Below are 23,331 nucleotides of genomic sequence, written 5' to 3' on the forward strand. Positions count from 1 at the left end.
TCCTATCCTCGTTCAACCTGAGCGCAATGACCGATAACAGCAACAGCAAAACGACGCTCGAGGATCTGGCCCGACTCGCCGGCGTCTCCATCTCGACGGTGTCGCGGGCCCTCAACGATCAGCCGCTGATCAGCATGCGGACGAAACAGCGCATCTGGGCGCTGGCGCGCGACCATAATTATCCGTTCCGCAGTTCGATGCCGACCGCACCGATCGGCGCCGAGGGATCGATCGCGATCGTGACGCCGCATATGCGTGGCCGGGCGCTGCCGCTGTCCCATCCCTTCTTCCTCGAACTGCTCGCCAGCATCGGCGAGGCGGCGCGCGCGCGCAGTTGCGACTTCACCGTGAGCCATGTCGCGCCGGCAAGCTTGGACGATCTCGTGCTGGCGACCACCACCAGCCGCGCCAGCGGGGTGATCTTCCTCGGCCAGAGCATGCTGCATGAGGAATTGAACCAGCTTGCCGGGACCAATGCCCGCTTCGTGGTGTGGGGCGCGCATATGCCGGGACAGAAATACCGCTCGATCGGGTCCGACAACCTGCTCGGCGGCCGCCGGGCGACGTCTCATCTGGCGCGACTCGGTCGCAAGGCGATCCTGTTCATTGGCGGCAGTGATCCCGAGGCAGAGCAAAGGCGACTAGGTTATCTGGAGGCCCTGGCGGAAAATGGGATCGAGGCTGATCCGAAGCTGGTCGCGCAGGTCGAGTTCGAACTGGAATCCGCCGAAGCCGCAATCACCCGCCTGCTGCGTCGCGGCATCAGTTTCGACGGCATCGTCGCGGCCAGCGACCTTATCGCGCTCGGCGCGATCCGGGCGTTGCGCCGGGCGGGCCTGTCGGTTCCTTCCGACGTGTCGGTGGTCGGCTATGACGATATGCTGCTCAGCCGGCTCAGCACGCCCGCGCTGACCACGATCAGGCAGGATACGTTCCACGCGGGGCAATTGCTGGTCGCCAGCATCCTCGAGCCGAGCCAGGACCGGTCGCCGGGTTATCTGCCGACTGAACTCATCGTTCGGGAATCCTGCGGGGGGTGACAGGATCGGTGCCGGTTACGGTCATCGAATGCGCAACAAGGCCTCGGTTCACCGGCGTTTTCGGCCATTTCATCGTTGCTCTTGAATCATGACAACAATGTTATGATGTATCATTCTGCTGTTGCGTCTATCGGGCCGTCCGTCGGCAAGGCTGACCGAATGATGTGAAAGGATCGCGATGAGAAGATCGGTGTTGCTCCTGGGCTGCGGCCTTGGGCTTTTGGCGGCGCCTTCGGCCTGGGCGACGGACGCGCCGACCGATCCGGCATCCGACTCGACCCCGAAGGATATCGTCGTCACTGCGCAGAAGCTGGACGCGGCGCGCGACGCCATCCTGCCGTCGCTTGGCGCGAGCGACTATAGTCTCGACCGGACCCTGCTCGAAAAGCAGCCGGGCGGTGTCGATCGCAGTCTCTCCAAGGTGCTACTGCAGGCGCCGGGCGTCACGCTCGACAGCTATGGCTCGATCCATGTGCGCAATGAGCACGCCAATCTGCAATATCGACTGAACGGCGTGATCGTGCCGGAGAGCATTTCAGGCTTCGGGTCGACCTTTGATCCCCGCATCGCCGATTCGATCGACCTGCTCACCGGCACCTTGCCAGCGCAATATGGCTATCGCACTTCGGGCGTCGTCAGCCTGAAGACCCGGTCGAGTGCGTTCGACGATGGCGGTGATGTCGGTTTCTACGGCGGCAGCCGGGGCACATTGTTGCCGAGCGCGTCACTCCACGGGGCGAGCGGCAACCTGAACTATTTCGTTTCGGGCAGCTATCAGGAGAATGATCTCGGCGTCGAGAACCCGATCAACACACGCGATGCCATCCACGATCACACTCGCCAGTATCGCGCCTTCGGCTATCTCTCCGATATCCTCTCGGACACGAGCAGGCTAACCGCGTTCGGCGGCACGTCGATCGGGTATTTCCAGATCCCCAACCGCCCGGGCCAGGGCGGGGCTGGCCCCAATGGCATGAACTGGAACCTCAACGGCATTTCGGACTTCGATTCGGCGAAGCTCGACCAGAACCAGCGCGAAATCACCCATTATGGCGTGCTCGCCTATCAATATGCCGGTGGCGCTCTCAACTTCCAGGTCGCGCCTTTCGTCCGCTATTCGCAGACGCTTTTCACGCCTGACCCGCAGGGAGGCGATCTCATCCTGGCCGGTGTCGCCGACAATTCGCGGCTTTCCAGCCTGACCGCCGGGGTGCAGGCGGACGGCAGCTACAAGCTGTCCGACAGCCATATGCTGCGGTTCGGCGTGTTCTTCCAGAACGAGCGGACCCGGTCGACGGTGACCTCGCGGGTGTTCCCGGTCGATGGCGACGGCAACCAGACGTCCAACGTGCCGCTCACCATTACCGATAGCGGCGGACGTAACGGGCAACTCTACGGCGTCTATCTTCAGGACGAATGGTCGCTGACCCCGACCCTAACGCTCAACTATGGTGCCCGCTTCGATGCGGTCCGCGCCTATACGCGCGAGCAGCAGGTCAGTCCGCGCGTCAACATGGTCTGGAAGCCTAGCGAGGGAACCACCTTCCACCTCGGCTATGCGCGCAACTTCACGCCGCCGCCGCAGGAACTGATCGCCGCACCGACATTGGCCCTGTTCGCCGGGACGACCAAAGCGACCCAGATCACAACGGCCGACCCGGTGCGCGCCGAACGCGAGCATTATTTCGACGGCGGCGTGCAGCAGACGATCATGCCGGGGTTCAAGGTCGGGCTCGACGCCTATTACAAGATCAAGCGGAACCTGCTCGACGAAGGGCAGTTCGGCCCCTCGCTGGTGCTGTCCCCGTTCAATTATGCGAAGGGCTATGCCTGGGGCGTCGAGCTCAGCGCCAACTATACGCACGGTGCGGTCGATCTCTATGCGAACGTCGCGCGCGGCGAGGAGAAGGGCAAGGGCATCATTTCGAGCCAGTATTTCTTCGCGCCCGACGAGCTTGCCTACATCGCGAACCACTACATCTTCACCGACCATTCGCAGAACTGGACTGCGTCGGGCGGCGGCAGCGTCACCATTCATGACGGGATCGGCACGCTCGTGCCGACGGTCGATTTCCTCTACGGCGACGGCCTGCGCGCGGACGATCCGGCCGGCATCGTGCCCAATGGCGGCAAGCTGCCTTCCTATTTCACCGCCAATTTCGGGATCGCACAGAATCTTGATGGCCCCGGCGTGCTCAAGGGCCTTTCGGTCAGGCTCGACGTCACGAACATCTTCGACAAGAGCTATCTGATCCGCGACGGCTCCGGCGTCGGTGTCGGGGCGCCGCAATATGGGGCGCGGCGCGGCGTCTTCGCCGGAATCCGCAAGAGCTTCTGAAAAGCGCGATATCAGCGGCGCCGATTGCGCCCGAACCACATTGACCTGGAACACGACACGCAATGCACATCACTCGATCCGATCGTCTGTCGCGGCTTGACCGGCTTGGCCTCCTGCTCTCCGGCATCTGCCTGGTGCATTGCATCGGCCTGCCGATCCTCATCCTCCTGCTGCCGGCCATAGCCTTCGCCCTCCCGTCCGACGGGGTGGTGCATGCGGCGTTGATCGTCATGGTGCTGCCGGTCAGCGGCTTCGCCCTGTCGCGCGGCCTGTCAAAGCACGGAAACAGATGGGCCGCGCTTCTGGGCGTGAGCGGCCTTTTGTTTCTCGTCCTTGGGCTGGCCTTCTTCGAGTCGGAATCGGTCGAGACGATCTCGACCGTGACAGGCAGCCTGATGATCAGCCTCGCCCATATCCTCAACTGGCGGGGCCATCACCGCACCGGGTGATCCTATTCTAGGCCGACGCTGCAGCCGGTCTGGGATCGGGCAGGAATATCGCAAGCAGGCCGATCGCCGGCAGGAAGGCGCAGACGGCATAGACCATCTCGATGCCTGCCCGATCGGCGACTTCGCCCAGCACGGCCGCCCCGATTCCACCCATGCCGAACGAGAAGCCGAAGAACAGGCCGGAGATCATGCCGATCTTCCCCGGTACCAGTTCCTGCGCGAAGACGACGATCGCGGGGAAGGCCGAGGCCAGGATGAGGCCGATGATCACGGTTAGCGGGCCGGTCCAGAACAGGCTCACATGCGGCAGCATCAGAGTGAAGGGCAGAGCGCCAAGGATCGAGAACCAGATCACATATTTCCGCCCGAACCGGTCGCCCAGCGGGCCGCCGGCGATAGTGCCGACCGCTACGGCGCCGAGAAAGGCGAAGAGGTGCAGCTGTGCGACCTCGACCGACACGCCGAAGCGATGGATCAGGTAGAAAGTGAAGTAGCTGGTGAGGCTCGCCAGATAAACATATTTCGAGAAGATGAGGGCGAGCAGCACCGCGATGCCGGCCAGCACCTTGCCCCGCGGCAAGGTCATCCCGGCCTGCCGGCCAGCGCCGCCGCGCGACAGGCGGGCAAGGCCGTGATGGCGATACCATTGGCCGACATTCCACAGGATCGCGCAGGAGAGCAGCGCCAGCAACGCGAAGAAGGCGAGGCTGGTCTGTCCCCAACGCATCACCACGACAGCCGCCGCGAGTGGCCCAAGCGCCGAGCCGGCATTGCCGCCGACCTGGAACATCGACTGGGCAAGGCCGTGCCTGCGTCCTGCCGCCATGCGCGCGACACGGGAGGATTCAGGGTGGAAGACCGACGATCCCATGCCAAGCAGGGCTGCACCGACCAGCACCAGCCAATAGCTGTGCGCGCTCGACAGGACGAGCAGACCGGCGAGCGAGAACAGCGTCCCGCCGGGCAAGGCGAGCGGGGTCGGGCGCTTGTCGGCATAGAGGCCGACCAACGGCTGCAGGATCGACGCGGTCATCTGGTAGACGAGGGTGACAAGGCCGATCTGGCTGAACGAGAGATCAAGCTCGGTCTTCAGATTGGGATAGATGGCCGGCAACAGCGACTGCATCATGTCGTTGAGCAAATGGCAGAAGCTGATCGCCAAGATGATACCGAACACCGTCGTCTCGGTGGTGGGCAAGGGCGGGGCAGCTCTGGTGGCGTTCATCAGCAAGGTCCATCCATCAAGTCCAGGCGCTCCCTTAGCGCCTCACATCATGACCCGCATTCCTGTATGGGTCTTTCGCTTTTGCGAGTGGGACAGTCTCATGCCCTGGAATAATCCTGCCCTGGTCGAGCATCTTCCCCGGCCGATCGTCGCCATCGGCAATGAATATCCGCCCGCGTTCGAGCTCGACTGGCACCAGCACCGGCGCGGTCAGTTGCTGTATGCCGCGCGTGGCGTGGTGGTGGTGAGCACCCGACACGGTGCGTGGGTCGCACCGCCGGAGCGCGCCATCTGGACTCCGGGCGGCTGCAGCCACGCGGTGAGGATGGTGGGCCCGGTCAGCACGCGCAGCGTCCTCATCGAGCCGGACGCGCATGGGTCGCTGGGCGACAGGAACAAGGTGATACAGGTCTCGCCGCTGCTCCGCAGTCTGTTGGAGGCGGCGTGCGACGTCGAACCTGAATATGATGTCGACGGGCGCGATGGCATGGTGATGGCGCTTCTCCTGGAAGAACTGGCGCGCGCGCCGACCGTCCCGCTGGCGGTGCCCTTTCCCAAGACCGTCGAGATCGTGCGTAAGTGCCAGTCATTTCTCGACCGGCCGACGGCGCATGATACGATCGACCAGTGGAGCGCCGACCTGAACATGGGGCGGCGCGTCTTCACCCGCATGTTCCGACGGGAGACCGGGCTCAGCTTCGGCGCGTGGCGGCAACAGGCCTGCCTGCTCATCGCGCTGCCCAGGCTGGCCGCTGGGGAGGCGGTAACGACGATCGCGCTCGACCTCGGCTATGAAAGCCCTGCCGCGTTCTCGACGATGTTCAAGCGGTTGATCGGCGTCGCGCCCAGCCGCTATCGCATGAGCCTGTGACTCTGGCTGCCATCGCGGTTTGGTCGCGCGAATCTTCGGCTTCGTCGCACGAAGGGGGCTGGTATTTCGCGCCTGCCTAAAAAGGACGGTGGCTGATGGATGGTGGACGAGGAAATCGAATGTTGCGGCGCTCGCTCGCCATCGGCTGCCGCGACATGATATGGGCCGCACGCACGGATCGAGGGGCCTCGTCGGCGAACTGCGGCCGGGCTGGGATAACGAGTAGAACGCCTGCCGTGCTGCGTCGGCGATACCGCACAACAAGAAGTATCTTCCTGTACAAATATTCAAAATATGGTATTTGGCGATCGGGTCCGGGTTTTCGGCATTGGCCGCAATCGGTACAGGTGATGTGATTTCGCGTGCGGTGCACGACGAATTCCGTTGGAAGGGAAGTATTGAATTCGATTTGTCCCCGGGCGTCAGACTTTTTGCGTAGCTGGAACTGCGTTTCACAGGGATCCGCCAAAGATGGCGGGTGCGATCGGGCCGGCATAGAGTGTCGATATATCCTGGATTGCATGTGAGACTGGGTCGAATTCCACGGGATAGGACGTTGCGATACGCAGGCTATTTGCCGCAAGGTGCGTTGTTGCCCTGGCTCTCTGGCCTGCCCGGGTCCTTGGGCGCTGGGTTTCACAACTTGGGCGGCCGTGCCGGGTGCTTTGCTGGAAGGGGATGAGTGTAATCGTGGCATCGACCAAGCCTGCTGCCCCTCAGCAGTCGCACCAGAACGAACAGGCCAGGCAGGGCAGCCGGTCGGCACGAACCAAGGCAAGAATCGCGGATGCCGTCATCACGGTACTTGCTGAGGCGGGGTCGAGCAGGTTGACTCATCGTCTCGTCGCGGCTGCCGCGGGCGTGCCGCTTGCCGCCACGACATATCACTACGCAACCAAGCGCGACATGATTGCCGACGCATCCAGCCGCCTGCTCGATGGCTATGTCCGCTCGTTTCGGCGGGCGGCGGAGCGGCAACGGCGCGGGGACGGCGTCGTAACCGATCTTGCCGGTTTCGCGACCAGGCTTCTCGCTAACGCCACCGGACGCCACCGCAAGTCAGCACTGGCCTGGTGCGAGATCATCCTCGACGCCGCGCGGAGCGCCGAGGGCCATGTGCTGGCAGACGCCTGGTTTCATGAACTGCTTACGGTGTGGAACGATCTTGCCGATGCGATGGGCGGTGAGCGTAACGACCACGCCGTCGAGTCGGCGATCGATACCGTCATCGGTCTGTTGTTCATCACGCTGCCACTAGACCTGACCTCCGCGCAGCTCGGGGCGGTGCTCACTGGTGGCGCTGATCCTGCCGTGGAATGGGCGCCGACGATCGCGCCTCAGGTCAGCGACGCGCCTTCGCCCACGCGCCGGACCAACAAGGCGCGCGAAACGCGGGAGCGGATCCTGGACGGCGCGATCGAGGTGCTCATCGCGCAGGGCGCGGGTGCCATCACCTATAATGCGGTCGCGGCGCAGAGTGCCCTGACCACGGCTGCGCCAGCCTATCATTTCGGCTCGATCGAAGGGTTGCTCAAAGCCGCCGAGGGTGAACTCTTCGCGCGTTCCAAGGGCCGGTATCGGGACATGGTGACATCAGCCCAGGTCGTGGGACCACCACTTGATGTTCTGGCCGACATGACGACCGCCGTCTTCGTTCGCGAGGTCACCCAGCATGGTCGGGCGGCAATCGCGATTTACTCGATTGGCCTCGAATCGTCGCGACGACTCGAGCTTCGCCCTGCGGTCTGGGACGTCGTCATGGACCAGACAAAGGCGTGGAAGCGCCGGTTGGAGCTGCTGGGCCCGACGGCCAGCCCGCTCGACGCGATGCGCATGCAGGCCGTCTTCATCGGCAAGCAAATCCGGGCACTTTCAACAGGTTCCCCGCTTGCTCGCCTGGCCCTCGCCCGGGGTGAGTTCAGGAGTGAGATTGTCGCCATTATCGACAATACCAAATAACGGTACATTCTTTTAAAAATATTGACGGGGGCTTCCCGTGCCCCTACTGCCCGTCCTGCAAGCCGCCGCGACGAGCGGGCTGCGTCCGGAGAAGCGAAGGCGTTGGCCTCGCTAGGTCTCCGGGCGAACAGGCGTCCGCCAGTGGCGCATCGGGGAGGATGAAATGACGGGCGATTTTTCAGCACTTGGTGTTTTGGGGTTGCGGTCGTTGCGCCTGGGCGTTTCGGTCGCCGCGCTGACGAGCGGGCTTGTCTGCGGAGGCCTGGCTCACGCCCAGACCAACCAGTCGTCCGCTCCGGCTGCTTTGCAGTCGCGGGTCGATCCGGTCTCGGGGCGGCAGCTCGATCCCGAAGGCGAGGTCGATGTGGCATCGCAGGAAGCCGATATCGTGGTCACCGGCACGCTGCTGCGCGGCGTCGCGCCGACCGGTACCAACGTGATCGCGGTGACTCGTGACGACGTCCTCGCCACAGGCGCCGCGTCGTCGAACGACCTGCTCTCCTCGATACCGCAGGTCGGCAGCTTCGGAACGGTACCCTCCGGAACGGCGAGCTTCGCCAGCCCCGTCGTGCGCCCCAATATCCGCAACCTGGGTGCGTCGGGCGGCGTGACGACCCTGGTCCTGGTCAACGGACATCGCATGGTCGGCGCCGGCGTGCTTCAGACCACGTTCGATCCTTCGGCGATTCCGCCCGACATCATCGAGCGTGTCGAAGTCGTGCCCGATGGCGGCTCGGCGATTTACGGCTCGGATGCGATCGGTGGCGTGATTAACTTCATCACTCGCAAGCGCTTCAACGGCGTCGGGGCAAGTGCCCGCTACAGCTTTGCCGACGATTATCGCGGCGTGGACGGCAATCTGACCGTCGGCCGCGACTGGGGCAGCGGGTCGCTCTTCGTGTCCTATGCCTATGCCTGGCACGACAATATCCTCGGCATCGATCGCGACTATGTCCATGCCGACAACAGGGCGAAGGGCGGCACCGATTTCCGGACCGCCACCTGCGCGCCAGGCACCATCACCGCCGGCGGGATCAGCTATGCGCTGCCCGGGCTCGTGCCGAACACGAGCAACCTGTGTGACAGCAACGCCTATGCCGACATCTATCCGCGCGAGCAGCGTCATTCGGTCTATGCGGGGCTGACCCAGAAGCTGAACGACAATGTCGATTTCCAGGCGACTGCCTATTGGTCGCGACGCGACACGACGACGCTCAGCTCGCAATCGGGCTTCACCGGCTCGATCCTGTTCACCAATCCCTATTTCCGTCCGATCGGCCTTTCGCCGATCCAGGGGGTCGCGCTGTCGTTCGCCGATGTGTTCGGCAAGAGCGCGACCAGCAAAGCGCGGTTCGACTCCTATGGCGTGACGCCAAGCTTCACGGTCGGGCTTGGCGGAAACTGGCAGCTTCGCGCGCAGGCGAACTTCGGCGAGAGCTACAATGTGGTGCGCGAGCAGACCATCAACTCGGCCGCCGCGACGGTTGCGCTGGCGGGAACGACGACTGCCACCGCGCTCAACCCGTATAACCTCGCTGCGACCAACCCCGCGGTGCTGGCGACGATCGCCGATTTCGAGAATTTCGGCGATGCCACCCAGGCCCTTGCCGAAGGTCGGCTCGTCCTGGATGGCTCATTGGCCACATTGCCTGGTGGTGACATCCGGCTTGCGGTCGGCGCGGAATATCATTTCGAGCAGCTCGATTCCCGCATCTCGCAGGACCGGCGCAACGTCTTCACCAACGCGATCAATTCGTCGTCCAATCGCGACGTGAAGTCGGTCTTCGCCGAACTGCTCGTGCCCATTTTCGGGGCGGGTAATGGTGGGCCGGGCATGCGCAGCCTGCAGATTTCGGGCTCGGTCCGTCATGACGACTATAGCGATGTCGGCGGCACGACGAACCCGAAGGTCGGCATCAGCTACAAGCCGTTCGACGACTTCACGCTGCGCGGCAATTACGGCACCTCCTTCCACGCCCCGAGCCTTGCCGACACGACGAGCACGGCCGACTCGCGGGTGCAGGTCTTCCTGTTCAGCCCCTATCGCGCGGCCAACAGCTCGCCGCTCGACATCCTGCGTCCGATGATCGTCATCGCCGGCGGCAATCCGGACCTCAGGCCGGAGAAGGCCAAGACCTGGTCGGTCGGTTTCGACTGGGTGCCGAAGGCAGTGCCGGGCCTCGTCGCGAGCGCGACCTATTGGAACGTCCGTTTCACCGATGGGATCGCGGTACCGCCGATCACCTCCCCGGTGCTTTATTCCGACCCGAATTATGCCAGCTTTTACATCCTGAGCCCGACCCTGGCCCAGGCCCAGGCAGCGGCGGGCAACCTGATCGTCACCGGCGCGCCGAATCTCGCCAGCCTCTATCTCGGCGGCACGACACCCTATGTGCTGTTCAATGCGCGGCGCACCAACCTTGCGTCGATCCATGTCGATGGCATCGACTTCAATGTCGGCTATACACGTGAGACGGGTTTCGGCTCGATCAATGCGAACGTCTCGGGCACCTATACGTTGAACCGCGAATCGTCCGCGGTGGCGGGTGGACCATTCAGCGACGAGCTGAAGAACGGCGTCGGGCGTACCACGCTTGTCGCAGCCGTTGGTGCCCGTGTCGGTGACCTGACCGGGCGGGCGACGCTAAACTATCGCGGCGGCTATCCGATCCTCGGCCTTCTCACTCAAAACCATGTCTCGTCGTTCAAGACAGTCGATCTGTTCCTCAGCTACGATCTCGGCAAGCTGCTCAAGAACACGTTGCTGACCCTCAACGTCGACAATATCTTCGATCAGGACCCGCCCTATCTCAACAGTGCCAGTGGTTATACCAATGGCAGCACGCTCGGGCGGCTGGTCTCGCTCGGCATCCGTACCAAATTCTAGGAACAAGCCTTTGCTGGTGTCGAGGATCTGGACGGAACGGACGGAAAGCGGCTCGCAGGTGGGCCGCTTTCCCCTCCTTTTGCTGGCGACATTCTCCCTTGTCTGGCTGATTCAGCCGGCACTTGGGGAACCGGACACCAGACCTTCCACATTGAAGGCCGAATATACCGAGGCCCCGCTCGGGCTAGACGAGCCGGCGCCTCGCCTGGCGTGGCGTTCTCCTGTAGCGCGGCAGACCGCTTATCGGATTCGCGTCGCTACATCTCCGCAGGCGCTGGAAAAGGGCGATCTCGCCTGGGACAGCGGCAAGGTCGCGTCTGGGGAGGGCACGCAGATTGCTTATGCCGGCCCCCAGCCAAAGGCTCGCCAGCGTTATTGGTGGCAGGTGCGGGTCTGGGATGGCGACGATCGCGCGAGCGGCTGGAGCACGCCCGGCTGGTGGGAGATGGGGCTGCTTGCACCGGCCGACTGGCGCGCGCGGTGGATATCCGGTCCCGAGCGCCGCGATCATGACTGGAGCGACGTCACCCTCGACGTCGATCTCACGCTCACCGGCAATGCAGTCGATCTCCTGTTTCATGCGCTGCCCCACGGCAAGAGCTATGGCGACGCCTATGTCTGGACGTGGAGCGACGGCAAGGATGGGCCCGTCCTGACCGAGGCGGTGCGCACCTATCCCGGGGGCACCAGTTCCGCCGTCAAGACGGAGGTGCTCAAGCGCGTGCCGCTGACGGTGCCGCTAAAGGGGCAGCGGCATCGACTCACCGTGCGCACAAAGGGCACCCAGATCGTCACCCGCCTTGACGGCCGGACGATCGATACCCTCGAAGATCGTACGCACGGGCACGGCACGATCGGTTTCAGCGCTCGGGAAGAGCGCGCGGCGGTGATCCACGCCGTCGCTGTTTCCGGAAGCGGCAGCCCGCCGGCTCGTGCTGATTTCGCGCGCAACGACAACCCGTTCACTGGCGGCAGCGTTTCGGCCGAAGGGCTGGTCGTGGCCAGTGGCGTGAAGAATGTAGATATGGTCCTGCCGATCGAGGCACCGGCGCCGCTCGTCAGGCGTGCCTTCGGCGTTTCGGCCAAATCCGTCCTTCGCGCGCGGCTCTATCTGGCCGGCGCCGGCATGCCGCGCATGATGTTGAACGGGACCATGGTTGGCTCGCCGCTGGGCGCCGGCTTCACCGCCTATGACAAGCGCGTGCTCTCCTACACGCACGACGTGACTGCGCTGCTGCGGCCCGGGCAGAATGTGCTGGGCGCCGAGCTCGGGCGTGGCTGGTACGGGCTGACCGATCCGAACGAATGGTATTTCCACGTCGCGCCCTGGCATGCCGAGCCTGCGCTGAAGGCACAGCTGGAAATCACCTACACCGACGGCACGACCCAGACGGTCGCGACGGGAGCCGACTGGCAGACGATATCGGGCCCGACCATCAATGATTCAGTCCATCGCGGCGAACGCTATGATGCAAGGCTGCTGCCGGTCGGCTGGGACAAGCCGGGCTTTCGGCCGAACCGCTGGAGTGCCGCGCGGATCGTCACGGGGCCGACGGGTGTCCTGGTGGCCGCCAATTCGGAACCGATCGAACCGGTGCAGTCCATCGCTGCGGCAACGATCAAGCAGGCGGCGCCGGGCGTCTGGGTCTATGATTTCGGCCGGATCGTGGCTGGTCGGCCCGTGCTTGACGCGGAGGGGCCACGGGGGGCGACCGTATCGATGGTCGCGGGCGAACAGATCGGTCCCGATGGACTGGTCATTCCGGCATCCGGGCTGATCGACGCGCAGCTCCAAACCGATCGCTACACGCTTGCCGGCACGGGCCGCGAGCATTGGGAACCGAGCTTCGGCTATCGCGGCTTCCGTTACATCCAGCTCGATGGATTCCCCGGTACGCCGACCGCAGCGACGCTGAGTGCGCGCGTGGTGCGTTCGGCGGTTGCGAAGACCGGCAGCTTCGCCAGTACCGATCCGCTGCTGGCGAGCATCGACGCAGCCGGCACCGCGACGATCCTCAACAACATGCACGGCTTCCAGACCGATACGCCGACCTATGAGAAGAATGGCTGGACCGGCGATGCCCAGGCCTCGGCAGGTGCGGCGGCGCGCAGCCTGGATGTCGCGCGGGTCTGGACCAAATGGCTCGGCGACTTCCGTGACTCGCAGTCGCCCAAGGGAGAGATACCCGAGATCGTGCCGGCCACGCCTTATTACGGCTATGAGGACACGCCAGGCTGGAATCTCATCTGGGGCCCGACGACGCCCTGGGACGTGGCGGCGATGATCCTGCCCTGGGAACTCTACACGACCTATGGCGACACGCGCATCCTCGCGCGCAATCACGACATGCAGCGGCGTCTGGTCGATTACACAGCGACCGTCATCAAGGCGCCCGATTACTATCGCGCGAAGGGCCTGAGCGAATGGTCGCCGCCGGGGAGCATGGACTTTTTCAACGCGCGCGGCGGCGGCATCGATGCGGTGACCACGGCTTATTTCTTCCACGAGGCGGACGTGCTGGCGACGTCATCCGGGGTCATTGGAGAGGCGCAGGATGCGGCGCGCTACCGGGCCCTCGCGGACGCGATCCGCAAAGCCTATAATGCGCGCTACTGGGATGATGCGAACGGCTGGTACCGGACGATCGACGCAAAGGGCGTGGCGGGCGCGCCGCTGCAGATCCAGAATGTGCTGGCGCTGGCTTTCGGCATGGCGCCGAAGGGCCGGGAGCAGGGCGTTGCCGATACGATCGCCCGCGACGTGGAGAAGCAGGGGCTGCGCACGGGCGTATATGGCACGCGCTACGTGCTTGAGGTGCTCAGCGACCATGGCCATGCCGATCTCGCCTATCGCGTGGCGACCCGCACCGACGAACCGAGCTGGGGCTGGTGGATCGCCAACGGCAATTCGACGATGTTCGAAAGCTGGGGCCTCGGCAGCCGTTCCCGCGACCATCATTATTTCGCATCGATCGGTGACTGGATGCGCCAGCGGCTGGCTGGCCTGAGGCCGGGCGCGCCGGGCTACAAGGTCGTGCTGGTCAAGCCGGCGATCCCGGAAGGGCTCGCCAGCGCCGATGCAGCGATGGAAACCGCTTATGGACGCGCCGCGACGCAGTGGCGGGTCGAGCAGGGCAGGCTTGTGCTGCGGGCCGAGGTGCCGCCGAACGCAGGCGGCGAGATCTGGGTGCCGACTCGTTTCGGCGCCATCGCTGCCCCGGCCGGTGCGACGCTGGCCCGACAAGAGACGGGATATTCGGTCTATCGGACCGGCCCCGGAATTCACGAATTCCATGGAGGAGACGCGCGATGATCCGTCCACTGATCGGGCTTGCTCTTCTGGTGGCGGCGTCGTCGGCAATGGCGCAGGAGGTCCGCACCGAGTCCGGGCCGGTCCGCGGCGTTGGGGTCGAAAAGGACGTGGCCTTCAAGGGCATTCCCTATGCGTCGGCTCCCACGGGGGACCTGCGCTGGCGGGCGCCCGCCGCGCCGGCACCCTGGAGCCAAAGCCGGGACGGATCGAGTTTCGGGGCGGATTGTCCGCAAAATGCGCTCGCCGGTGTCACCGGCAGCGGCCAGCCGAGCAGCGAGGATTGCCTGTTCCTCAATGTCTGGACGCCCAGGGCGGTCGCCGGCGCGAAGCTTCCGGTGATGGTGTGGATCCATGGCGGAGGTTTCGTCAGCGGATCGAGCGCGCTGGCCGAGACTGACGGTGCCCGGCTGTCCGGACAGGGCGTGGTGCTGGTCAGTTTCAACTACCGGCTGGGCCGGCTCGGTTTCTTCGCTCATCCGGCGCTCACCGCGGAGGTTGCGGGGAAGCCCACCGGAAACTGGGGCCTGATGGACCAGATCGCGGCGTTGCAATGGGTGCGCAGGAACATCGCTGCCTTTGGCGGCGATCCGGCGAACGTCACGATCTTCGGCGAATCCGCGGGGGGTGAATCGGTTTCCAGGCTGATGGCATCGCCCGCCGCGGCGGGCCTGTTCGCCAAGGCGATTTCCGCCTCGGGCGGCGGCCGCGACAAATGGCCGGTGCTGGCGGCGGCGGAGGCGAAGGGAAGCGTTTTCGCTCCAGGCGCGACTGTAGCGGCGTTGCGCGCCCTGCCGGTTGCGATCGTGCTTGGTGGCATCAACATGCTGAGCAAGGAAGAAGATCGTTATTCAGGTCCAATGACCGATGGGGCGATCGTGACCGGCGACGTCGATCACCTGTTCGCTGAAGGCAAGCAGGCACATATCCCGTATATCGTCGGCAACAATGACGACGAACTCGGTTTCGTACCGGCGGCATTCCTCCCGATGGTGAACGCGCCGGCACTGGCCGGACTGGGGGCAGGGGCCGCAGGAGTGATGGCGGCTTATGTTTCCCAGGAAGATGCCAAGCGTCACGTCGCCGCCGACATCATGTTCAGCGAACCGGCGCTGGCCCTCGCGCTTCGCCATGCCAGGGCAGGATCGCCGACCTGGCTCTATCGCTTCGGCTATGTCGCGGAAGCGAAGCGGAAGGACGGTATCGGCGCTGGCCATGCGACCGACGTGATTTTCCAGTTCGGCAATCTGGCGAAGGGCGATGTCGCGCCCAGCGCCGCCGACCAGGCCGCGGCTGGCCTGTTCGCGAGCTACTGGACCAATTTTGCCAGGACCGGCGATCCGAACGGGAAAGGGATTCCCGCCTGGGGGCGGGTCGATGCCAGGACGCCGGGCATGATCGAGATCGGGATCGGCGGCACCCGGATGGTGCCGGCATCAAACCCGGTGCTCAGCGCCATCGCTACCGCTCGCGACTCCGCCAAGTGAAGGTATTCGATATGCGCCGCCTGCTTGTCCTGTTCGCCCTGCTTTCGGTGACCGCTTCGGGGGACGCCCAGGACGTCGTCCGCCTTCGGGCGGGCACCCCTGCGACACCCCAGGCGGAGGTGACGGAGACCCGCTTTCCGTTCGGCAAGATCGTCCGCAATGTCTCCGATGCGACGCTCACCGCCTATCTCCCCGATCCGGCGATCGCTACCGGCACGGCGGTGATCGTCGCGCCGGGCGGCGGCTTTCACATGCTGTCGATCGAGAGTGAGGGCGCAGCGGTGGCGCGCTGGCTGAACAGCATGGGCGTCGCTGCCTTCGTGCTGAAATATCGCCTGGTGCAGACCGATGACGGATTTGTGCCGCACTTCTTTCAGCTTCTGACTCATCTTCCGGAGCTGGCCGCGGTGGTCAAGCCGGTGCGCCCGGCGGCGACCGCCGATGGCGAGGCCGCGGTCCGCTATGTGCGCGCGAACGCCGCACGCTATGGCTTGAAACCCAACCGCATCGGCATGCTTGGCTTCTCCGCGGGCGGGGCAGTGACGGTATGGACGATGCTGGCCAATCATCCCGCCAGCCGACCGGACTTTGCCGCGACCATCTATCCCGGCCTGTTGCCTGATCCGATCGTCGCGCCGAAAAAGGCGCCGCCGCTGTTCGTGCTGGTCGCCGATGACGACGCGATCGCGCGGGGGGACAGCGGCCGGCTCGAGGCTGCGTGGCGGGCCAGCGGGGCAAGTACCGAATTCGTGACGTACCCCAAGGGCGGCCATGGCTTCGGCATGGAGACCAAGGGCAAGCCGACCGACGAATGGACGGCGCGGATGCGCGCCTGGATGCAATCTCAGGGAGTGTTGACCAAATGAGCGATCTTGTCCGGTACGGCTCGCTTGGCGCCTTCGCACTGCTGGCCGGTTGCGCCGCGCGCGAGAATGCCCCGCCCGCGATCGCGGTGCAGAAGGTTGCGACGTGCGAGGCGCTGGTCGGTATGCCGCTCGGCAATGGGCGGATCGACACCGCGGTGCCGGTCGCCAAGGGCGCGACGGTTTCCACTGATCCGGGCAAGCCCGGTTTGCCGGCGGCGGGTGCTTTTTGCCGGGTCCAAGCGACGCTGACCCCGGTGAAGGGATCGTCGATCAAGGTCGAGGTCTGGCTTCCCGAGCGCGCCGCGTGGAACGGCAAGCTGCTCGGTGCCGGCAATGGCGGGTTCGGGAGCAATCTGACCGTGCCCTCGCTGCTGATGCGGGGCGGGGTCGAGAAGGGCTATGCCTCGGTCGGCACTGACATGGGGCATTTCGGCGAGAGCGACGTCGACGGGAAATGGGCGCTGAATGCGCCGGAAAAGATCAAGGATTTTGGCTGGCGGGCCAATCATCTGGCGGCCGAGACGGCAAAGAAGGTGGTCGCTGCCTATTACGCGACGCCGCTTGCCGCGAGCTATTTCCATGGCTGTTCGGACGGCGGCCGCGAAGCGCTGATGGAGGCGCAGCGTTATCCGGACGATTATGACGCGATCCTCGCCGGTGCCCCGGCCATCCCCTGGACCCGGATGGCCAGCGCCTTTGCGATGGATCACCTGGCAGTATTCGGCCGTGCCGAATCCAGCATTCCGAACCCCAAGCTCAAGCTGCTGCAGGCCGCCTCGCTGGCGAAATGCGACAAGCTCGATGGCGTGGCAGACCGGGTGATCGATGATCCGCGTCAGTGCCGGTTCGATCCGGTGGTGCTTCAGTGCAAGGCCGGCGATGGGCCGGATTGCCTGACGGCGCCGCAGGTGGAGGCGGCGCGCGCGCTGTATCGTGGCCCGGTCGGTGTGGACGGCAAGCCATTCTATTTCGGAACCCAGCCTGGCGCCGAGGCATTTGCCGGGACCTGGGATTTGTGGCTGACCGGTCCCGCGGCGCAGCACGGCAAGTTCTCGACCGAGTTCATGCGCTATATGGTCCATTCGAACCCGGACTGGCAGGTCTCCAGTTTCGACCTGGCGCGCGACTATCCGCTGGCGAAGCGGTTGCAGAGCGAGAATCTCGATGCCGACAATCCCGATCTGCGGGGTTTCTTCCGCCACGGCGGCAAGCTGATCCTCTATCATGGCTGGCAGGATGCGGCGATCCCGCCGGAGAACACGATCGACTATTATCGCCGGGTGCAGCGGGCCAATCCCGCTGATGCCGCCAAGTCTACCCGACTGTTCATGGTGCCGGGGATGTCGCATTGCCTGACGGGCCCTGGCCCCAATGTGTTCGACGCGCTCGGTACGCTCGATGCCTGGCGGCAAGGTGGGGCAGCGCCGGAGCGGATGACCGCCACCAAGTTCGACAATGATCTGTTCGCTTATCTCGGCCTGCCGGCCAAGCCGATCCGGACCCGTCCGCTCTGCGCCTTTCCCAAGGTGGCGCGCTGGAACGGCACGGGCTCGACCGACGACGCAGCGAACTTCAGCTGTTCGGCGCCGAGCAGCTGATCATGACACTGTTGAATATCAGCCATGTTCGGGGACCGGCGGAGCCGCCGCTGCTCGATATGACGATCGGCGCGGCGCTTGTCCGCGCCGCTGACCTCTGGGGCGAGCGTGAGGCGCTGGTCTCGGCCGAGCAGGGCGTGCGCTGGAGCTTTGCGGAGCTGCTGGCGCGGGCTGACTCGCTGGCGGCCGGCCTGATCTCGCTTGGGCTCGAGCCGGGGGACCGGATCGGAATCTGGTCTCCCAACTGCGCCGAGTGGACGCTGCTCCAGTTCGCGGCGGCGCGGGTCGGGCTGATCCTCGTCACGATCAACCCGGCCTATCGCCTGTCCGAGGTCGAATTCACGATCAATCACGTCGAGCTGAGTGCGCTGGTCGTCGCCGAGCGGTTCAAGACGAGCAACTATGTCGAGATGATCGAAGCGCTCGCCCCGGAACTGGCGGGCAGCGTGCCGGGTGGCTTGCGTGCCGAACGATTGCCGTCACTGCGCTGCGCGATCCAGATCGACGGGGCCTCGCGGCCTGGGTGGCTGCAACTGGGCGACACCGCGGTGGTACGCCCGGGCGTGCGCGAACAGCTCGACCGGATCGGGGAAGGGCTCGACCCTGACGATGCGATCAACATCCAGTTCACCAGCGGCACCACCGGCTTGCCCAAGGGGGCAACGCTTTCCCACCGCAACATCCTCAACAACGGCTATTTCGTCGGACGCGGCATGGCGCTCGGGCCGAATGACCGGATCTGCATCCCGGTGCCGCTCTATCATTGCTTCGGCATGGTGCTGGGCAACCTCGCCAGCCTCACCCATGGCGCGGCGATGGTCTATCCCTCTCCCGGCTTCGATGCGGGGGCGGTACTGAACGCCGTCGCGGCTGAGCGCTGCACCGCGCTGTACGGCGTGCCGACGATGCTCATCGCGGTGCTGGCTCATCCCGACTTCGCCTCGTTCGATCTCTCCTCGCTCCGCACCGGCTGCATGGCTGGCGCGATCTGCCCCGAGCCGCTGATGCGCGACGTGATTGGCCGGCTGAACATGCGCGACGTGACCATCGGCTACGGCATGACCGAGACAAGCCCGGTCAGTTTCCAGACCGGGCTTGACGATCCACTCGAGCAGCGGGTCGGATCGATCGGCCGGGTCCTGCCGCATCTCGAATGCAAGGTAGTCGGCGCCGATGGTGAGGTCGTGCCCGTCGGCCAGCCGGGCGAGCTCTGCACGCGCGGCTATTCAGTGATGCTCGGCTATTGGAACGATCCTGAACGCACGGCTGAGTCGATCGATGCGGACGGCTGGATGCACAGCGGTGACCTCGCGACCATCGACGCGCAAGGCTATGGCAACATCGTCGGCCGGCTCAAGGACATGGTCATTCGCGGCGGCGAGAACATCTATCCGCGCGAGATCGAGGATTTCCTGTATCGCCACGCCGGGGTCGAGGACGTCGCGGTGGTGGGGGTCCCCGATCCGAAGATGGGCGAGGAGCTCTGCGCCTGGGTGCGGCTCAGGCCTGGCGCCGAGGCCGATCCGGAGACGTTGCGGTCGTTCTGCCGTGGCCAGATCGCCCACTACAAGGTCCCGCGCTATATCCGTGTCGTCGACGCCTTTCCGACCACGGTCACGGGCAAGATCCAGAAATACCTGATCCGCGATGCAATGATCGCTGAACTCGGGCTCGACGAAAGAGCCTTGGGCCCGTCGTTCGAACCCCATCACAAGCAAGAGGTGAAATAATGAAGCTGTTACTGACTGGCGCTGCCCTCGCGGCTTTCGCCACCGTTTCCGCGGCGAGCGCGCAAACCGCATCCCCGCCGCCCGCGGCTCCGTCGGCAACACCAGCACCTGCATCGACCGCGGGTGCGAAGTTTTCGCTCGATACCCCGATCCAGGACATCGTAGCGGACGAGCGCGGCAAGGCGGTGATGGACAAGAATTTCCCGGGCATGACCGCCTTGCAGGAATATGACATGTTCAAGGCACTGAGCCTGCGCCAGGTCCAGCCCTATTCGAACGGCAAGCTCACCGACGAAATCCTCGCCAAGGCCGAGACCGATCTGGCGGCGATCAAATGAAGCAGCTTGGCCGGCATCTGGGCAATGGCGTCGCACTTCTCGCGCTGATCGGCGGCGTCGTGCCGTCCGGGGTCGCCATGGCGGCGGCTTCGCAGGAAGTGCCGGCCTACAAGGACCGCGGCGCGCCTCTGGAGAAGCGCGTCGCGGATCTGATGGGTCGATTGACGCTCGACGAGAAGATTCTCCTCCTCGCCGGGGAGACGTCGATGACGCTCAACCCGATCCCGCGGCTGGGCATCCCCTCGCTCAAGATGACCGACGGGCCTACCGGTGTCCGGTCCCCTGACGGCAAGCCGGCAACCGTCTTTCCCGTCGGCGTGGCACTGGCGGCCACCTGGAATCCCGAACTGGTCGGGAAAGTGGGCGCGGCCATCGGCCTGGAGAGCCGCGCCCATGGCGCCGACGTCCTGCTGGCGCCGACAGTCAATATTGTGAGAACGCCGCGCTGGGGGCGTAATTTCGAAACCTATTCCGAAGATCCCTGGCTCACCGGCCAGATCGCGCTCGGCTATGTGCGCGGCGTGCAGGGCACCGGTGTAGGTGTATCGATCAAGCATTTCGCGGCGAACAACCAGGAGACCAACCGGTTCGTTGTCGACTCGGTCGTCGATGACCGGACGATGCGCGAAATCTATCTGCCGGCGTTCGAAACCGTGGTGAAACAGGCTGATCCCTGGTCGGTCATGGCATCCTACAACAGACTGAACGGTACCTTCGCGACTGACAATCGCTGGCTGTTGACTGACCTCCTCAAGAAGGAGTGGGGTTTCAAGGGTTTTGTCGTGTCCGACTGGGGCGCCACGCACTCCACCGCGCCTGCCGCCAACGCGGGCATGGACCTGGAGATGCCCGGTCCGCCATCCAATTTCGGCGCGAAGCTGAAGGCTGCGGTCGATGCCGGCAAGGTGAGCGCGGCGCAGATCGATGACAATGCCGGCCGGATAGTGCGCTTCATCGTGCGAAGCGGCGCGCTGGACCGCGCGCCGGCGACCGAGGCGACACCGGGCGCGCTGCATCATGCCGCCGTCGCCCGAAAGGCCGCCGAAGAAGCGATCGTGCTCCTCAAGAATACGGGCGTGCTGCCACTCGATCCGTCGATCCGATCGCTCGCCGTGATCGGTCCCAATGCCGATGTCTCCCGCATCCAGGGCGGGGGCAGTTCGGCGGTGGAACCGTTCGATGCGATAACGACGCCGCTTCAGGCGTTGCGCGCGGCATTGCCGGGCGTGCAGGTCACCTACGCGAAGGGCGTCGATAACGAAGAGACGCCACCTGCGGCATTGCCGGCCATGTTCAGCCCGGGACAGGATCGCGCCGAAACCGGCATGGCTGCCACCTATTACGCCACCGCTGACGCCTCCGGAACGCCGGTGCGGAGCGAGCGGGCGACCAGCTTTCTCAAGCGGATCAGCGGCAATGTCGCGGGTCCGCAGGTGACCGGCTATAGCGCGCTTCGGTGGGAGGGTCTTTTCTGGCCCAAGACCTCCGGGCCTCACGAATTCAGCGTTCGCGGCACTGGTAACGCCACGATCACGTTCGACGGCAAGACCATCCTCGACAAGGCCACCGCCTCGACCCCGGATATCCGCGACGTGCTCGGTTTCCCGATCCCGCGGCGGACCGTGGTGGTGGAACTGGTCGCGGGGCGCGGTTATCCGATCCGGCTCGACTATAAGACCGGGCAGACACCGTACGAATATCTCAGCTTCGGTGTTCGCGAACCGCGGCCCTCGCTCGATGCCGCTGTCGCGGCGGCACGCGCGGCCGATGCGGCGATCGTCCTGGTTGGGTCGTCCTCGACGACTGAAGGCGAAGGGTATGACCGCACGTCGCTCGATCTGCCGGGGGACCAGAATGGCCTGGTCGAGGCAATCGCGGCGGCCAATCCGCGTACCGCCGTCGTCGTGAACGCCGGGGCTGCGATGACGATGCCCTGGCGGGACAAGGTGCCGGCAATCCTCGACATGTGGTTGCCGGGCGAAGGCGGCTCGGCCGCGCTGGCGGATATATTGTTCGGGCGGGTGAATCCCTCAGGCAAGCTGCCCGTCTCGTTCCTCGCGCGGACTGAGGACGATGTGGTGAATCTCAGAAATCCGAAGAGCAGTTACTTGGAAGGGTTACTGGTCGGTTATCGCGGGTACGAGGCGCGAAGCGTAAAGCCGTTGTTCCCGTTCGGTCACGGACTGTCCTACACCAGTTTCGCCTATTCCGGTCTCCAGGCGCCTGTGAAGACAGGTGGAAGCGCGTCGGTGAAGGTACGGCTGACTGTCCAGAACAGTGGATCACGTGGCGGACAGGAAGTCGTCCAACTCTATGTCGCGCCTGCGGTTCCCCTGGCGAATGAAGCGGCGAAGCAGCTTCGTTCCTTCGCGAAGGTCGAGATACCGGCCGGCGGGAAGCGTCGTGTCGAGCTCACGCTCGATCCACGATCCTTCTCCTATTATGATGTTGCTGCCAAGCGCTGGCAGGTCAGGCCGGGCGAGTACAAGCTGATGGCCGGTGCCTCGTCGGAGGACCTGAGGCTGGTTCGCTCGATCCTCGTGTCCAAGTGACGGTCGCCGACGACAGGGCCGACCGCATGGCGGCCTCGAAGACACTGCAACGCGGCCTCGATCTGATCGAGGCCGTGGCGCGCGGGGAGGGGCATCCGGTCAACCTGGCTGACGCTACCGGGCTTACCTACAGTACCACGCATCGCATTGCGGGCGTGCTGGTCGAACGGGGCTATCTCGTTCCGATCAGGCGTGGTGGTTACCGGCTTGGCCCGACTGCTGCGCATATCGGGTTCGAGGCGCAGCGCCAGCTCGACCTGATTCAGGTTGCGCGGCCGCATCTTGAGGCCGTTGCTGCCGCGACGCGTGATACCGCGAGTCTCGCGGTCCTGCGGGAAGACGGGGTCCTCCATCTCGACGTGGTCCTGGGCACACGGCCCACGATCGTCGCGCGGCGTCTCGGGGAACGCCAGCCATTCGACTCAGCGATCGGCAAGGTCCTTCGCGGTGCCGAATTCGCGGCTGGCGAGGAGGAGGGAGGGCAGATCTACTGCGCTGCCGCTCCCGTGCGCGGTTTCGCACGGAACGTGGTCGCCGCGCTCGCGCTGTCGAGCCCGGCGCGCGATAGTGACGAAGCCCGCGCCGGAGCGCTGGCGCGTGCTGTCACGGCCGCAGCCGAAGCCCTGTCGCACGACCTTGGATCGGTTGCCCGGTAGATCGAGGCTTTCCCGCTATCTCTCC

Annotated in this window: 15 protein-coding genes; 14 read left to right on the plus strand and 1 reads right to left on the minus strand. The window is 64.8% G+C overall.

The features are described from left to right. The first annotated feature begins 26 nt into the window (after positions 1 to 26). The 3 genes from NDN01_RS05745 to NDN01_RS05755 all read left to right on the plus strand — a co-directional run bounded on the left by NDN01_RS05745 (position 27) and on the right by NDN01_RS05755 (position 3,827). A complete protein-coding gene (locus tag NDN01_RS05745) occupies positions 27 to 1,040 on the plus strand; it encodes a LacI family DNA-binding transcriptional regulator (RefSeq protein ID WP_272626410.1) in 1,014 nt (337 codons plus the stop codon). 178 nt (positions 1,041 to 1,218) lie between these two features. Next, on the plus strand, positions 1,219 to 3,378 hold the full coding sequence (locus NDN01_RS05750) for a TonB-dependent receptor (RefSeq protein ID WP_272626411.1): 2,160 nt from the start codon (positions 1,219 to 1,221) through the stop codon (positions 3,376 to 3,378). 62 nt (positions 3,379 to 3,440) lie between these two features. After that, positions 3,441 to 3,827, plus strand: a complete 387-nt coding sequence (locus tag NDN01_RS05755) for a MerC domain-containing protein (protein WP_272626412.1) — start codon at positions 3,441 to 3,443, stop codon at positions 3,825 to 3,827. Positions 3,828 to 3,834: 7 nt separating this feature from the next. Here the strand turns inward: NDN01_RS05755 and NDN01_RS05760 are convergent, their stop codons facing one another. Continuing rightward, positions 3,835 to 5,052: an MFS transporter gene (locus NDN01_RS05760; protein WP_272626413.1), complete on the minus strand. Its 1,218-nt coding sequence runs from the start codon at positions 5,050 to 5,052 to the stop codon at positions 3,835 to 3,837. A 49-nt stretch (positions 5,053 to 5,101) separates the two neighbouring features. On the opposite strand from NDN01_RS05760, the gene NDN01_RS05765 reads away from it, so the two are divergent. The 11 genes from NDN01_RS05765 (at position 5,102) to NDN01_RS05815 (ending at position 23,306) form a co-directional block, all read left to right on the plus strand. Further along, a complete protein-coding gene (locus tag NDN01_RS05765) occupies positions 5,102 to 5,923 on the plus strand; it encodes an AraC family transcriptional regulator (RefSeq protein WP_272626414.1) in 822 nt (273 codons plus the stop codon). Positions 5,924 to 6,613: 690 nt separating this feature from the next. Beyond that, on the plus strand, positions 6,614 to 7,882 hold the full coding sequence (locus NDN01_RS05770; RefSeq protein ID WP_272626415.1) for a TetR/AcrR family transcriptional regulator: 1,269 nt from the start codon (positions 6,614 to 6,616) through the stop codon (positions 7,880 to 7,882). A 163-nt stretch (positions 7,883 to 8,045) separates the two neighbouring features. Next, positions 8,046 to 10,769: a TonB-dependent receptor domain-containing protein gene (locus NDN01_RS05775; RefSeq protein ID WP_272626416.1), complete on the plus strand. Its 2,724-nt coding sequence runs from the start codon at positions 8,046 to 8,048 to the stop codon at positions 10,767 to 10,769. Between the two features lie 79 nt (positions 10,770 to 10,848). Further along, positions 10,849 to 14,082: an alpha-L-rhamnosidase gene (locus NDN01_RS05780; protein ID WP_272626417.1), complete on the plus strand. Its 3,234-nt coding sequence runs from the start codon at positions 10,849 to 10,851 to the stop codon at positions 14,080 to 14,082. Next, entirely contained in the window at positions 14,079 to 15,566 is a 1,488-nt protein-coding gene (locus NDN01_RS05785; RefSeq protein ID WP_272626418.1) for a carboxylesterase/lipase family protein, read from the plus strand. Before NDN01_RS05780 ends, NDN01_RS05785 begins: the two co-directional genes overlap by 4 nt. After that, entirely contained in the window at positions 15,563 to 16,432 is an 870-nt protein-coding gene (locus tag NDN01_RS05790) for an alpha/beta hydrolase (RefSeq protein ID WP_272626419.1), read from the plus strand. Before NDN01_RS05785 ends, NDN01_RS05790 begins: the two co-directional genes overlap by 4 nt. Beyond that, complete coding sequence (locus tag NDN01_RS05795; protein ID WP_272626420.1) at positions 16,429 to 18,030, plus strand: tannase/feruloyl esterase family alpha/beta hydrolase; 1,602 nt, start codon at positions 16,429 to 16,431, stop codon at positions 18,028 to 18,030. Before NDN01_RS05790 ends, NDN01_RS05795 begins: the two co-directional genes overlap by 4 nt. Before the next feature lie 2 nt (positions 18,031 to 18,032). Beyond that, complete coding sequence (locus NDN01_RS05800; protein ID WP_272626421.1) at positions 18,033 to 19,760, plus strand: AMP-binding protein; 1,728 nt, start codon at positions 18,033 to 18,035, stop codon at positions 19,758 to 19,760. Further along, positions 19,760 to 20,098 (plus strand): hypothetical protein, encoded by a 339-nt coding sequence (locus NDN01_RS05805; protein ID WP_272626422.1) that lies wholly within the window; start codon positions 19,760 to 19,762, stop codon positions 20,096 to 20,098. The genes NDN01_RS05800 and NDN01_RS05805 overlap by 1 nt, the downstream gene beginning before the upstream one ends. Beyond that, positions 20,095 to 22,650 (plus strand): glycoside hydrolase family 3 C-terminal domain-containing protein, encoded by a 2,556-nt coding sequence (locus NDN01_RS05810; RefSeq protein WP_272626423.1) that lies wholly within the window; start codon positions 20,095 to 20,097, stop codon positions 22,648 to 22,650. The genes NDN01_RS05805 and NDN01_RS05810 overlap by 4 nt, the downstream gene beginning before the upstream one ends. Beyond that, positions 22,647 to 23,306: an IclR family transcriptional regulator gene (locus tag NDN01_RS05815; protein ID WP_272626424.1), complete on the plus strand. Its 660-nt coding sequence runs from the start codon at positions 22,647 to 22,649 to the stop codon at positions 23,304 to 23,306. The genes NDN01_RS05810 and NDN01_RS05815 overlap by 4 nt, the downstream gene beginning before the upstream one ends. Positions 23,307 to 23,331: the final 25 nt, after the last annotated feature.

The sequence above is a fragment of the Sphingomonas sp. QA11 genome (assembly GCF_028473665.1).
Taxonomy (GTDB): Bacteria; Pseudomonadota; Alphaproteobacteria; order Sphingomonadales; family Sphingomonadaceae; genus Sphingomonas; species Sphingomonas phytovorans.